The sequence below is a fragment of the Streptomyces sp. NPDC058701 genome, assembly GCF_042715295.1.
Lineage (GTDB): Bacteria > Actinomycetota > Actinomycetes > Streptomycetales > Streptomycetaceae > Streptomyces.
The window spans coordinates 1-14,309 of the sequence record NZ_JBHXSY010000030.1 but is presented as its reverse complement, the minus strand read 5'-3'; the positions used below and the strand labels follow the sequence as shown (position 1 = coordinate 14,309).

Genomic DNA, 14,309 nt, shown 5'->3' with positions numbered 1-14,309 from the left:
CGGCCTGGGCACGCGGCTCACGGCAGCTCCCGCAGCATCGTCATGGTGCGGCCCATCAGGCCGGGAACGTCCGCGTCGCGCACCCCGTCGAGCTGCCACTGCCCGATCTGCACGGACGCCTCCACGACGGGACGGACACGGGCGATCCGCCGCTCGTGGAACGCCTGCAGCAGAGCGTCGTCCCAGTCATCGGCCCCGGCCAGCATCTCCGCGAGCACCCACGCGTCTTCGAGGGACAGCGCGGCACCCTGTGCGAGTGTGGGCGGGCAGCAGTGGGCGGCGTCGCCGATGAGGACGACCCGGCCGCGGTGCCACGCACCCTCGACCAGCATCTGGTCGAACCAGGTGTAGTTGACTTGTCCGGGGTCCGTGATGCTCTCGGCGATCTGCGGCCAGGAGCCGCCGTAGGCGGAGGCCAGCCGGCGCATCTCGTCCGCGTACGACTCCGGCGGAATCAATGCCCGGTCCCGGTTCGCCTCGACGACGTACGCGTACAGGGTCGTGTCGCCGGTGGGGCAGTAGCCGGAGATGTAGGCCGGTCCGCCGTAGGCGAGATCGGTGCGGGTCACGTCAGCGGGGCGCGGCGCGGTGACGCGCCAGATGGCCATGCCGGTGGGTTCGGGCTTCGCGGTGACGCCGATCGCCGCGCGGGTGGCGGAACCGAGACCGTCGGCCGCGATCACCAGGTCGTAGCGCCCCTCCGTGCCGTCGGTGAGACGGACGGAGACGCCCTCCGCGTCCTGGTCGAGGATCTCGGCCCGGGTGCCCAGGCGGACCCGGGCTCCGCTCGCTCGGACGGCATCGATCAGGATCCGCTGGAGCTCGGGTCGCTGCATGCCGAGCGTGGCGGGCAGATCGTCGCCACCCGTGCGCAGATCACGGTGGACGTGCAGGACGCTTCCGTCGGGCGCGGTGATGCCGACGGAACCGAAGCCGAAGCCGGACGTCCTCACCTGGTCCCAGACACCCAGTTCGCGCAGTACGCGCAGGGCGTTGCCCTGGAGGGTGATGCCGGATCCGGCGGTGGCGTTCCAGTCGTCCTTGGCCTCGACCAGGTCCACCGAGAAGCCGGCGCGGCGCAGCAGGATCGTCACGGCGTTGCCGGCCGCGCCGCCGCCCACGACGAGGACCGTGCGGGTTTCGGTCATGGGAACTCCCTTGTTCCTCGGATGAGTTGTCGGACTACTTGACGGCTATCGGATTGATCGGGGACCCGACCGCACCGGTGATGGGCAGGGGAGCGGCGGTGAGCCAGAACGCGTACACGCCGTCGGCCGCGCAGTCCTCGGCCAGGGAGTCGAGGTCCCACATCTCGCCGATCAGCAGACCGATGTGCGGGATGGCCACCTGGTGCAGGGGCTGGAAGGCGTGCTCGAACTCGTTGGGGCGCACCTCGAATCCCCAGGTGTCCGTGGCGATCGCGGCGATCTCGCTGCCATGGAGCCAGCCGGCACTGGTGAAGGACAGGCCGGGGGCCGGGCCGCCCGCGTACTCGCCCCAGCCCTCGCGGCGTACCCGGGCGAGCTGCCCGGTGCGCACCAGAACCAGGTCCCCACGCCCCACGGCTACGCCCTGGGCTTCCGCGGTGGCCGTCAGATGGTCCTCCGTGATCGCGAACCCGTCGGGCAGTTCGCCGTCGCGGCCGACGGCGCGGCCCACGTCCAGGAGCACCCCCCGGCCGGCGATCTGGTGAGCCATGTGCTCGATCCCGGTGACCAGATCGCCCTCGGAGGTGACGACCTTCTCGGCGGGGCGTCCGTTCCACGCCTTGCCGTGGTCGAAGATATGTCCGAGGCCGTCCCACTGGGTCGAGCACTGCAGCGGCATGGCGATCACGTCGTCGGCGCCGCCGATGCCGTGCGGGAGGCCCTGGTTGCCCAAGGCCGCGTCCGTCCCGGTGTCCAGCATGGTGTGCACCGGATTGGTGCGCCGACGCCAGCCCTTCTGCGGGCCGTTGATGTCGAAGCGCTGGGAGAGGGAGAAGCTCACACCGCGCCGGACGAGCGCGGCGCCCTCGCGGCGCTTGGCCTCGTCGAGGAAGTTCAGCGTGCCGAGTACGTCGTCCGCGCCCCAGCGGCCCCAGTTGGAGCAAACCTCGGCGGTGCGGGCGATCGAACCTTCGGGGTCGCGGCGGTCCAGGCCCATCACGCCTCCGCGACGCAGCGGGTGCGCTGTGCACCGAGGCCCGTGATGGCGCCGTCCATGACGTCGCCGTCGCGCAGCAGCCGGCCCCAGTGCATGCCGTTGCCCGCAGGGGAGCCGGTGAGTACCAGGTCGCCGGGGAGGAGGCGGGCGGTCTGCGATACGTAGGAGACCACACGGGCCACGCTGAAGATCATGTCCTTCGTGGACTCGTCCTGCATGGTGTCACCGTTGAGCTTCAACGTCAGCCGCAGGTCATCGGGGTCCGCGATCGACGCGGCGGGCACGATCCAGGGCCCCAGAGGGGTGAAGCCCGGCGCGTTCTTGCTGCGCAGCCAGTCGGTGCCGATCTGCGGCATGTCCCGGCGGAATACGGTCGCCCGGTCGGTCAGGTCGTTGGCGATCGTGTAGCCGGCGACGCATGCCATCGCCTCCTCCACGGAGACCCGGTAGGCGGGACGACCGATGACGGCCGCCAGTTCCAGCTCCCAGTCGGGCTTCTCGGCCCAGGCGGGGAGGGTGACGTCGTCGTACGGGCCGGTGATGGAGCTCGGCAGACCGATGAAGACGTAGGGAAGATCCTCCGATGCCCTGCGGTCCATGATCTCTGCCGCCTCCGCGCGCCGTTCCTCCTCGGAGCGGTCGTCATCCGCGGCCCGGTGTGCCACGTGCAGGTCGATCACGTGCTGCCGGTAGTTGGCGCCCGACTGGAACACCTGTCGAGGCTCGACGGGCGCGTGCACCCGGTGCTCCGAAAGAGGCCTGCGATCGGTGCGGTCCTCCTCGGCGAGGGCACGGAGCCTCGGCAGCGTTGCCCGCCAGTCCTCCAGCAGACTCACGGCGGTCACCTGCGCATCGCCCAGGGCGAGGCGCAGGTCGAGCACCTGAGCGTCCGGGGTGACCAGGGCGGGGAAGGCGGGCCCCTCCGGGACCGAAAGCGTCGCGAGGGCGAAAGGTCCGGCGAAGAGCGCGGACGGGGATCCAGGTTTCACGGACATGTCCTCCTGATGGCGATGGGACTAATCTGGACCTGCCGACTTGATCAGGGAAATCGATTGTTCGGATGACTGTCATCCGGCTCATGGATACCTCCTGGTCGGCGCCCGAACAGCAAGGGGAAATGCCGTGAATCTGGCCCGTCTGGACCTCAACCTCGTGGTGGCTCTGCGCGCTCTGCTGGAGGAGCGCAACGTCACGCGGGCCGGGCAGCGCGTCGGGCTCAGTCAGCCGGCCATGAGCGCCGCCCTGGGGCGGTTGCGCCGCCACTTCGACGATGACCTGCTCGCCCGTGTCGGCGGCCACTACGAGCTCACCGCCCTCGGGCAGGTGCTCCTGGACCGCACCTCCACCGCGTACGACGTGCTGGAACGGCTCTTCTCCAGTCAGGCGAGCTTCGATCCCGCCAGGGAGAGCCGGGAGTTCAGCCTCGTGGCGTCCGACTACGCCGTCGCCGTCTTCGGGGCCGAGTTCGCCCGCGTCGTACACGAGGAGGCCCCCGGCGTCCGGCTGCGCTTCACCCAGACGCCGATCACCGTCGTGGACGACACGGCCAGCCTGCTCAGCGCCACCGACGGCGTACTGATGCCACACGGGGTCATCAGCGAATTCCCGGCCACCGATCTCTACGACGACCGCTGGGTCTTCATCGTGTCGGAGGACCATCCGAGCGTCGAAGAGCACCTCACCCGCCAGGACCTGGCCCGCCTGCCGTGGGTCGCCTACCGGCGGACGTACGACGCTCCCGCGGTGCGGCAACTGGGCATGCTCGGCATCGAGCCGCGGGTCGAGGTCTCCGTCGACAGCTTCCAGCTCCTCCCGCTCCTGGTGGCGGGCACCCGCAGGATCGCCCTGGTCCAAGCCCGTCTGGCCGAGCTCCTCGCGTCGTTCACGGCCGTGCGCGTCATGGAGCCGCCCTACGAGGCGGTGCCGCTGCGCCAGGCGCTGTGGTGGCATCCCGTGCACACCCACGACGCCGCCCACATCTGGCTGCGCGAGACGGCCGCGCGGGTCGGACGGCGGATGGGAGACGCGCCCGGGGCGTGAAGCGCGGGTGCCGCACGGCCGGCCTGTCGGCGCCCGCCCGGGAGCGGCTATCCATGCGACGGATGATCCCCATCGGGAGAATGAATCGCGCAGAGGGTGGGCAAAGCCTTTCAGGCCGCCCATAGTCGTGTACATCGAGCGCACGCGCCGATGTCACCTCCGCCGCCCGGGCGCCAGGGCCAACCTCGCCCTCCCGCTTCCTCGGCCCTGCGTTCCGGACTTCAGCACCATGCCCCCTCGCACTGCCTGGCGCGTCATGCCGCCTTCCCCGCCGACGGAACGGCCGGGAGGTGTCGGGCTCGGCCTCGGCCCGGACCTCGGCCTAACGGGCTCGCGGTGCCGTAGTGCTGCCGCGTACGACCAGGCGCGGTGTCATGGTGGTCTGCATGGCCCGGTCCCGGCGGCCCTCCACGCGGTCGATGAGCATGCGTGCCGCGGTGGACCCCATGGTGTGTCCCGCCTGGTCGACGCTGGTGAGTTGTACGGGAGCCAGGGCGGCGAGAGCGGTGTTGTTGTAGCCGACCAGCGAAAGGTCCTGCGGGATGCGCAGGCCGAGTTCGTGCGCGGCCCGGTAGATGCCGAGCGCCGCGACGTCGGCGCCCGCCATGATGGCGGTCGGCGGGCGTTCCGCTGTCAGCAGGGCCATGCCCGCCTCGAAGCCGCCCTCGTCGGAGTAGGCGGCATGCTGAACACGGGCGTGTACCCCCAAACCGTGGTGATCCATGGCCGTCAGGTATCCGCTGGTCAGTACGGCCTCCGGGGTCCGCCGCCAGGCGCCGGCCTTGGTTCCGGACGCAGAGACCAGCGCGATGTCCCGGTGGCCCAGCTCGGCGAGATGGTCCACGACCAGGCCCGCTCCGATGCCGTCGGCGTCCACCACCGAGTCGTGCGCGTCCGCGGTGTCGTGGTGGCCGATGACGACGGTCGGCGTCGTCGCGGCCGTGGCCAGGACCTCCGGCCGCGGGCAGCCCGGGGCGATGAGGACGAGGCCGTCCATCTGGCGGTCCACCATGGCGCGAACGGTCCGGGTCTGGGCCTCGGCACCGAAGCCCGCCGCGCCGATCATCACGGTGTACGCGCCGTCCTGCAGCTCGTCGTGGATTCCGTCGAGGATGTCGGCGAAGAACGCGTTGCGGATGTTGTCCAGCAGCACTCCGACGGTGTAGGTGCGGCCCCTCATGCCGCGTGCCGCGGTGTGGGGCCGGTACTCCAGCTCGGCCATGGCCGCGTGGACCTTCTCCCGCATCGCCGGACTCGAGCCGTACGCGTTGCGCAGCACTTTCGAGACCGCGGCAGTGGACACGCCGGCGTGCCGTGCGACATCGGTGATCGTCACCCGCCTCGTGGGCTTCGGTGTCGCGTCCATGACCATCACTCCGATCTTGCCATGTGATGTAACGGTCTACATCGCTAACGGCACAGTACGTCAACGCCAAGCGCTGATTTCGCAGGAGTTACAGATCCGTGTCTTGACTCATCGTGAGGGAGGGGCGCAATGTTTGAGCCACCCGAGTGGAGAACGTTCTACACACTTCCTCGCCGAGGGCCGCCCGTTGCCACTGCCGACGGTCCTTCTCCTCACCACCCACCTCTCCGTACCGATGACAGGGAGACCTCTGTGTCCAACAACCCGCGCCGTGCACGCCGAGCGCGCCGGACCGCCTTCACGGCCGGCACCGCCTCGGTCGCCCTGCTCGTCACCGCCTGCGGAGGATCCGGCGGCAGCGCCGCGTCCGCGCCCGAGGAGTTCAGCTACCTGAGCGCCACGGAGAACACCACCGTCAAGAACGTGCTGACCGCCCTCTCCAAGGAGGCGTGCGCCGCGGAGAACAAGGCGCGGCCGCTCAAGGTGGAGAACGTGCCGCAGAGCGGTCTCGACCAGAAGCTGCAGCTGCTCGCGGGACAGGACGCGCTTCCGGTCCAGTTCGCCGCGGGCAACTCTCCCGCGCTCACCAACCAGCTGGACACCTCCGGCAAGGTCGCGGACCTGGAGGGAGAACTGTCCCTTCTCGGCGTGTACGACCAGCTCCAGCCGGCCGCCGTCTCCACGATCAAGGCGCTCTACGACGGCAAGGTCAACGTGCTGCCGTACGAGTACAACATCGAGGGGATCTTCTACAACAAGAAGATCTTCCAGGAGCGCGGCGTCGCGGTGCCCACCACCTGGGACGAGCTGACCGCGAGCGCGGAGAAGATGAAGACCGCCGGCGTGCAGCCGTTCTCCGCGGCGGGCAAGGAAGGGTGGCCGCTGACCCGGGTGCTGAGCGGCTACCTCTACCGCAGCCTGGGCCCGGACGCACTCCAGGACGTCCGGAGCGGAAAGGCCAAGCTCACCGACCCCGCGTACGTCAAGGCGGCCCAAGAGGTCGCCGACCTCGGCAGGAAGGGGTACTTCGGCGAGGGCGTCGGCTCCATCAGCTACGACGTGGCCATGAACCAGTTCCTCTCCGGCAAGGCCGCCATGTTCTACATGGGCAGTTGGGCGCTGGCGAACATCGCCGACCCGAAGGTCAACACGGTCGGCGTCGAGAACATCGGCTTCATGCCGTTCCCCACGGTCGCGGGCGGCGCGGGATCCGCGGACCAGTACCCGTCCAACGTGGGCCTCGGCATCACCCTGGGCGCGAAGTCCTTCGACGACAAGACGGGGGACTGGGTGGCCTGCATCGCCAAGAACTACGGCAGCACGGCGCTCAAGGACGCGGGAACGATCTCGGGCTTCAAGACGAACACGCCCGTCCAGGACGCCAATGCGGTCACCGCGCAGATCCGCAAGACCATCGGCGACTCGAAGCAGAACGTCCTCTGGTTCGAGGCGCTGTTCGGGACCAAGGCCACCACTGTGAGCACCTCCAACGCGGCGTCGCTGGTCAACGGAAGCATGAGCCCGCAGCAGTTCATGCAGACCGTCCAGGACTCCCTGAACGGCCAGTAAGCCGGGCGGCGAGCGGCCCCGACCGGCTCGGAAGCCCCGCGGCGCCATCGCCCGGGCTTCCGAGCCCCGCCGCCCGCGCCCACCACCTCGACGAACTGGACACCACCCATGCACCGTGTACTCGGTGACCGCAGGGCCATCCTGATCCTCTTGGGCCCCGCCCTGCTCGTCTACTCCCTCATCATGCTGGTCCCGATGGTGTGGTCACTGGGATACTCCTTCACCAAGGGCAACTCCATTGACGGCTTCACCGGCAACGGACTGGCCAACTTCGAGCGCCTGCTGACCGACCCGGCTGTCCACGAGGCCTTGTGGTTCACCCTCAAGTTCGCCTTCGTCGTCACGATCGGTCAGGTGCTCGCTGGTTACCTGCTCGCCCTGCTGTACGTCTTCTACCTCAAGCGGGCGTCGGCGCTCGTGCGCACCCTGGTCTTCTTCCCCGTCGTGCTGCCCACCGTCGCCGTGGGCCTGCTCTTCCAGAACCTGTTCCAGGTCGCCCCGCAGCCCGGACCGGTCAACTCCCTCCTGGGCGCGCTCGGCCTGGAATCGGTCGACTGGTTCGCGAGCGGCGGGAGCGCCTTCTGGGTGCTGATCGTGATGGAGATCTGGCGTTCCATGGGCTTCTATGCGGTGCTGCTGTTCGCCGGCCTCGTGGACATACCCGACGAGGTACTGGAGTCCGCACGCCTGGACGGGGCTTCGGGCCTGCGACTCGTACGCCACATCGTGCTGCCGCTGTCCTTCCCGGTCCTGATGTCGTCCCTGATCTTCAGCGTCAACGGCACCCTGAAGATCTTCGACGCCGTCGTCGCCCTCACCAACGGTGGCCCGGGCAGCGCCACGACCCCACTGACCCTGTACATGTTCCAGACGTCCTTCACCTACGGCGAATACGGCTACGGCAGCACCATCGCGCTCCTGCTGACCGTGGTGAGCCTGCTGGTGTCGCTGGTCGTCTTCCGCCTCACGCGGCGCGACCTCACGAAGGGCTGACCCATGGCCGTTGACACACCCCGGAAGTCCACTCCGCGTGGGCACCGCCGCAGCATCCTGGCAGCCGGCCGACCGCCGCGCCGCCGCGGGAGAGCCCGACCCTGGCTGATGCGCGTCGTCGTCGCCCTGCTCCTGGTCGTCGAGACGTATCCCCTCGTGTGGATGTTCCTCACATCGGTCAAGTCCAACGCCGACTACCTGAACAACCCGAGCTGGAGCCTGCCGACCACCTGGGAGTGGGGGAACTACACGGAGGCGTGGACGACCGGCAACATCGGCCTCTAGGTCCAGAACAGTCTGATGGCGGTCGTCCCTTCCCTGGCCCTCATCCTGCTCCTGGGCACCGCTGCCGGCTTCGCCTTGCAGATCATGGTGTGGAAGGGGCGGAGCCTCACCCTGGTGGTCTTCCTGGTGGGCATGATGGTGCCCCCGCAGATGATCCTCCTGCCCCTGTTCACCATCTACTTCCAGACCGGTCTCTCGGGCACCCTGTGGCCGCTGATCCTCACCTACACGGGCACCGGACTGCCGCTCACGGTGTTCATGATGGCCACCTACTACAAGGCCGTGCCCCGGGAGCTGTTCGAGGCCGCCACCATCGACGGAGCCGGCATCCTGCGCGCCTTCTGGACCATCAGCCTGCCCGTGGTCCGCAACGCGGTCCTCACCGTCGCCCTCGTCCAGTTCTTCTTCATCTGGAACGACCTGCTGATCGCACTGACCTTCACCAACAGCCAGGACCTCCGGACCGTCCAGGTAGGCCTGCTCAACTTCACCGCCGACTTCGGCGCGACCCAGTACGGTCCCCTCTTCGCGGCGATCTGCATCAACGTCTTCGGCACCCTGGCGATCTACCTCTTCCTCAACCAGAAGGTGATGAAGGGCCTGACCGGCGGAGCGGTGAAGGGATGAGGGCAGACACCGCCCACCTCGCCCGCCCGCCCGCGGAAAGCCTTCCCGCGCCCTCGACTCAGCCCGGCCCGGTGTCGTTCGAGCACCTGCCGGACGGCCTCGGCATCGGCGTCGCCGCACCGCGCCTGACCTGGGAGCTGCCGGCGGGCACCGGACCGCAGGACGCGTACGAACTCGAACTCGACCGCGGCGGCGACCTCCACCGCACCGCCCGCATCGACAGCGGCGAGACGGTCCTCGTCTCGTGGCCCGGCGACCACCTCGCTTCACGTGAGCGTGTGGCCGTCCGCGTCCGGGTCTGGACCGGTGACGCGGACCGGCCGTCACCGTGGAGCGAACCCGCCACCGTCGAGGCGGGTCTGCTCGATCCCGCCGACTGGCGGGCCGTCCCCGTCGGTGCCGCCTGGCCGGAGGACCACGACGGCGAGCGGCGCCCGGCACGCGTCCGCAAGGACTTCCGCGTCGAGCGGGCCGTCGGCCGGGCCCGTCTCTACGTCACCGCGCACGGACTGTACGAGGCCGAGATCAACGGCCGCCGCGTCGGCGACGACGCACTAGCCCCGGGCTGGACCGTCTACCCGAAACGACTGCGCTACCGCACCTACGACGTCACCGACCACCTCGCCGAGGGCAGCAACACCATCGGCGCCTGGCTCGCCGACGGCTGGTACCGGGGCCGCTACGGCTTCGACGGAGGCACCCGCAACATCTACGGCACCGACCAGTCCCTCATCGCCCAGCTGGAAATCACCCACGACGACGGCACCACCACCGTCATCGCCACGGACGCCTCCTGGAGCGCCGCCCCCGGACCGATCCTGACCAGCGGTCTGTACGAGGGGGAGGCCTTCGACGCCCGACTCGACGACCCCACCTGGTCGACGCCGTCCGCGGCCGACACCGGCTCCTGGGAGCCGGTCCGCGTCGGGCTGCGAGACCCCCGCACCCTGGTCGCACCCGAAGGCCCGCCGGTACGCCGAACCCAGGCAATCGCGCCGGTCACCATCACCCGTACCGAAGAAGGCCGTTACCTTCTCGATTTCGGCCAGAACCTCGTCGGCCGCCTCCGGATCACCGCCGACGGACCGGCCGGCACCACCATCACCCTGCGCCACGCCGAAGTGCTGCAGGACGGGGAGCCGGCCACGCGCCCACTGCGTGAGGCGGTCTCCATCGACACCCTCGTCCTGTCCGGCGACGGGCCCTACACCTGGGAGCCACGCTTCACCCTGCACGGATTCCGCTACGCAGAAGTCGCGGGCTGGCCTGGCCAACTGAGTGCGGAGGCCGTGACCGCCCGGGTCTACCACACCGACATGCGGCGCACCGGCTGGTTCGAGTGCAGCGACCCACTGGTCAACCGGCTGCACGAGAACGTCGTGTGGAGCATGCGCGGCAACTTCGTCGACATCCCCACCGACTGCCCACAGCGCGACGAACGCCTCGGCTGGACCGGTGACATCCAGGTCTTCGCCCCCACCGCGAGCTTCCTCTACGACTGCGCCGGCATGCTCGACTCCTGGCTCACCGACGTCCGCCTGGAACAGCTGCCCGACGGAACGGTTCCCTGGTACGTACCCGTCATCCCAGGCGAACCCATGTGGACGCCGATCCAGCCGGGAGCCGCCTGGGGCGACGTCGCCACCCTCACGCCCTGGGTGCTCTACCAGCGCTTCGGAGACCTTCAACTCCTCGGCCGTCACTACCCCATGGGCAAGGCGTGGGTCGACCTGCAGGAGCGGCTGGCCGGCCCGAGTCGCCTGTGGGACACCGGCTTCCAGCTCGGCGACTGGCTCGATCCCGCGGCGCCACCGGAAGACCCCGCCGCCGGGCTCACCGACCGGTACTTGGTCGCCACGGCGTACTTCGCCCATTCCGCCCGCCACTTGGCCCGGGCCGCGGCGGAACTCGGCAACGCAACCGACGCCGAGAGATACACCGAGCTGGCCGACGACGTGGTGTGCGCCTTCCGGCGCGCGTACGTGCTGCCCTCCGGGAGCATGACCAGCGACACTCCCACCGCCTACGCACTGGGGCTGGTCTTCGACCTGCTCGCACCCGCACAGCGCTCGGCCGCCGGCGACCGGCTGGCTCGGCTCGTCATCGACGCCGGTGCCCGCATCGCGACCGGTTTCGTGGGAACGCCGCTGATCTGCGACGCCCTCACCGATACCGGCCATCTCGACGTCGCCTATCGGCTGCTGCGGCAGACCGAGTGTCCTTCGTGGCTGTACCCGGTGACCCAAGGCGCCACGACGATATGGGAACGCTGGGACAGCCTGCGGGCCGACGGCAGCCTCAACCCGGGCGGCATGACCTCCTTCAACCACTATGCCCTGGGAGCCGTCGCCGACTGGCTGCACCGCGTGGTCGGCGGCATCGTCCCCGTCGCACCCGGCTCCCGCGCACTCGTCTTCCGCCCGCGTCCCGGGGGCGACATCACCTGGGCCCGGACTCGCCATCAGACCCCCTACGGCACCGCCGCCCTGTTCTGGGAGCAGGCCGACGACGACACGATGACCGTGCAGGTCACCGTGCCCGCGGGCTGTACCGGAACCGTGGAACTTCCCGGCCGCTCGCCGCATGCTCTGGGCCCTGGCGAGCACACGCTCAGCACTGCGGTCGCCGGTCCGAAGGCGGCATGAGGACATCGCGTTCCTGATCGCCCCCGCCCCGGGGCCAGAGGCCCCACCCCAGCCGGGGCCGGCCGTGCCCTGACACACGGCCGGCCCCCCTTCACCGCCCACGACGGCCCGCACATCCGGTTCGGAGACCCGCCATGAACAGCCGCACGCCCGACTCCGCCTCAGCGGTCACGACAGATACCGCCCACACGGCCGAGCCCGTTCCCGAGGTCCCCACCACCTCGCGTCCTTCCGCCGAGGACCGTGCGGATGCCCTGCTCGCGCGTATGACCACCGACCAGAAGGAGTCGCTCGTACGCGCCGACTTCGCCTCCCTGAAGGAGCTGGGCATCCCGGTCCTGACCATGGTCGACGCATCCGCGGGCCTGCGGGGCGAACAGAACGTGACCGCCTTCCCCGTGCCGGTCGCCCAAGCCGCCACCTTCGACGAAGAACTGGTCGGCCGGATCGGGGAGGCCATCGGCGAGGAAGGCCACGCCAAGGGCTACAACAACCTGCTGGGACCCACGGTCGACCTCGCCCGGACCTGGCACTTCGGACGCCAGGCCGAGACCCTCGGAGAAGACCCGCTGCTCGCGGGGCGTTTGGGAGCGGCCCTCACGGCCGGGATGCAGAGCTGCCACGTGGCCGCGACCGTCAAGCACTTCGCGGCGTACACCCAGGAGGCCGCGCGGCTCTCCACCGACACCCACGTCCCCGAGCGGGCCCTGTACGAGATCTACCAGACCCCGTTCCGCCACGTCGTGGCGGCGGTCCCGTACACGTCGGTCATGCTGGCCTACCCGAAGATCAACGGCACGTTCGCGACGCAGAGTTCCGCACTGCTCTCGGACCTCAAGGACGACATCGGGCTGCGCGGTTACACCGTGCCCGACTTCTGGGCGGGCGACGACCAGATCGCCGCGGTCCGGGCGGGCATCGACCTCGCGGGCCTCGGACCGGTCGGCGTGAAGATCCCCGCCGGCGGCCTGACGGACGGCTCGATCCCCGCAACCCGGCTCGACGACGCCGCTCGCCGTATCCTCCTCACCCTCTTCGCCACCGGCCTCTTCGACCACCCCGTGCCGGAACCGGCCGCCGACGTCAGCACCGCATCGCACCGAGCTCTCGCCGTCGAGGCCGCGGTCTCAAGCACCGTTCTGCTGACCAACCGCCGCTCGGCCCTGCCCCTGCCAACCGCACTGACCTCCCTCGCCGTCATCGGCCCGGCCGACACCGACGCCTTCACCGGCGTCAGCGGGTCCACCTACGTCGACCCCGGCGCCTGGACCACCCCCCTCCAGGCCATCCGCGCCCGCGCCGGCCAGGAGGACGTTCTCGTCACGCACGCCCAGGGCACCCTCGGAGACCTTCCGCTCTCCGTCGTTCCGCGGACCTTCCTGCGCACCGCTGACGGCGCCGCAGGACTGGACGGCACCTACTACGCCGGTCCCGACGCCTCCGGCACCCCCGTGCTGAGCAGGACCGACGCGACGATCGACTTCGCCGTCACGCCGGACGAGAGCCTTCCCCAGATCTGGTCCGCGACGTGGACCGGCACGCTGATGCCCACCGCCGACGGCCTGCACCGCTTCTCGCTGCTCCCCGCCGGCACCGCGACGCTGACGATCGACGGCGTCACCGTCGTCTCGGGCACCCGGCACTGCCGCCGCTTCTTCCTCGGCACCTACGACTACCCCCTCCAGGGCGCCATCGAGCTGACCGCCGGCCACCCGGTCACCGTGGAGCTGGAGTACACCAACGCCACCGCGGAGAGCGGCACATGCGGTCTGACCTTCGGCTGGCAGCCCGACTCCCTGATTCCGGCCGCCGTGGAGACCGCGCGCGCCGCCGACGCGGCCGTCGTCGTCGTCAACCGGATCGCCGGTGAGGACATGGACCACCACCAGCTCGACCTGCCCGGTGACCAGAACCAGCTGATCAGCGCTGTCGCCGCCGCGAACCCGCGCACCATCGTGGTCCTCAACACCGACGGCCCCGTGGCCATGCCCTGGCTCGACGACGTAGCGGCCGTCCTGCACACCTGGTACGGCGGCCGGGGCACGGGCACGGCGCTGGCCCAGATCCTCTTCGGCGACACCGACCCCGCCGGCCGGCTGCCCATCACGTTCCCCGCGGCTCCCTCACAAGGGCCGGGTACCGCGCCCGCCTCGTATCCCGGTACCGGCGGCGCCGTCTCCTACGACGAGGGAATCGCGGTCGGCTACCGCTACTACGACGCCGAGGGACAGCAGCCGCTGTTCCCCTTCGGCCACGGCCTCTCGTACACGTCCTTCGCGTACGGCTCCCCGGCCATCGCTCGCGACGAGCGCGGGACGAGCACCACCGTCTCGGTCACCCTCACGAACACCGGCTCGCGGAAGGGCACCGAGGTCGTCCAGACGTACGCCACCCTCCCCGAGGCCGCACAAGCCGAGCCGCGCCGCCTCGTGGCATTCCGCAAGATCACCTTGAAGGCGGGGGAGTCCACGTGCCTCACCTTCACCGTCCCGGATCAGGACCTGACCGTGTGGGACTCGGGGACCTGGGCCCTCACACCCGGCACCTACGGCTTCGCGGTGGGCAGCTCGTCGAGGAACCTCACCGGACGCGACCATGGTGATCAGCGCGCCGACGGCCTGCAGGCCACCGAGGATGAA

11 protein-coding genes are annotated in these 14,309 nt (G+C 69.9%); 7 read left to right on the top strand and 4 right to left on the bottom strand.

Annotated elements, in window-relative coordinates:
- Positions 1-17: 17 nt before the first annotated feature.
- From ACFWW8_RS26870 to ACFWW8_RS26860, 3 genes are read right to left on the bottom strand one after another with little or no spacing between them, the layout of a single operon-like run.
- Positions 18-1,148, bottom strand: a complete 1,131-nt coding sequence (locus tag ACFWW8_RS26870) for an FAD-dependent oxidoreductase (RefSeq protein WP_386532077.1) — start codon at positions 1,146-1,148, stop codon at positions 18-20.
- 34 nt (positions 1,149-1,182) lie between these two features.
- Positions 1,183-2,145, bottom strand: coding sequence for a cyclase family protein (locus tag ACFWW8_RS26865; RefSeq protein WP_386532075.1), 963 nt, complete (start codon positions 2,143-2,145; stop codon positions 1,183-1,185).
- Positions 2,145-3,140: a fumarylacetoacetate hydrolase family protein gene (locus ACFWW8_RS26860; RefSeq protein ID WP_386532073.1), complete on the bottom strand. Its 996-nt coding sequence runs from the start codon at positions 3,138-3,140 to the stop codon at positions 2,145-2,147. The genes ACFWW8_RS26865 and ACFWW8_RS26860 overlap by 1 nt, the downstream gene beginning before the upstream one ends.
- A gap of 127 nt (positions 3,141-3,267) precedes the next feature.
- Here ACFWW8_RS26860 and ACFWW8_RS26855 point away from each other — a divergent pair, with 127 nt between their 5' ends.
- Positions 3,268-4,185, top strand: coding sequence for a LysR family transcriptional regulator (locus tag ACFWW8_RS26855; RefSeq protein ID WP_386532071.1), 918 nt, complete (start codon positions 3,268-3,270; stop codon positions 4,183-4,185).
- 322 nt (positions 4,186-4,507) lie between these two features.
- Here ACFWW8_RS26855 and ACFWW8_RS26850 read toward each other — a convergent pair whose 3' ends face one another.
- A complete protein-coding gene (locus ACFWW8_RS26850; RefSeq protein ID WP_386532069.1) occupies positions 4,508-5,551 on the bottom strand; it encodes a LacI family DNA-binding transcriptional regulator in 1,044 nt (347 codons plus the stop codon).
- A gap of 252 nt (positions 5,552-5,803) precedes the next feature.
- Here ACFWW8_RS26850 and ACFWW8_RS26845 point away from each other — a divergent pair, with 252 nt between their 5' ends.
- From ACFWW8_RS26845 to ACFWW8_RS26820, 6 genes are all read left to right on the top strand, one after another.
- Positions 5,804-7,120 (top strand): ABC transporter substrate-binding protein, encoded by a 1,317-nt coding sequence (locus ACFWW8_RS26845; RefSeq protein ID WP_386532067.1) that lies wholly within the window; start codon positions 5,804-5,806, stop codon positions 7,118-7,120.
- A gap of 108 nt (positions 7,121-7,228) precedes the next feature.
- Complete coding sequence (locus ACFWW8_RS26840; RefSeq protein WP_386532065.1) at positions 7,229-8,113, top strand: carbohydrate ABC transporter permease; 885 nt, start codon at positions 7,229-7,231, stop codon at positions 8,111-8,113.
- A 108-nt stretch (positions 8,114-8,221) separates the two neighbouring features.
- Entirely contained in the window at positions 8,222-8,398 is a 177-nt protein-coding gene (locus ACFWW8_RS26835) for a hypothetical protein (protein ID WP_386532063.1), read from the top strand.
- Positions 8,399-8,413: 15 nt separating this feature from the next.
- Positions 8,414-9,025: a carbohydrate ABC transporter permease gene (locus ACFWW8_RS26830; protein ID WP_386532061.1), complete on the top strand. Its 612-nt coding sequence runs from the start codon at positions 8,414-8,416 to the stop codon at positions 9,023-9,025.
- Positions 9,022-11,670 (top strand): family 78 glycoside hydrolase catalytic domain, encoded by a 2,649-nt coding sequence (locus ACFWW8_RS26825; RefSeq protein WP_386532060.1) that lies wholly within the window; start codon positions 9,022-9,024, stop codon positions 11,668-11,670. Before ACFWW8_RS26830 ends, ACFWW8_RS26825 begins: the two co-directional genes overlap by 4 nt.
- A 134-nt stretch (positions 11,671-11,804) precedes the next feature.
- Positions 11,805-14,309, top strand: a 2,505-nt coding sequence (locus tag ACFWW8_RS26820) for a glycoside hydrolase family 3 protein (RefSeq protein WP_386532059.1), incomplete at its 3' end; no start/stop codon positions are given.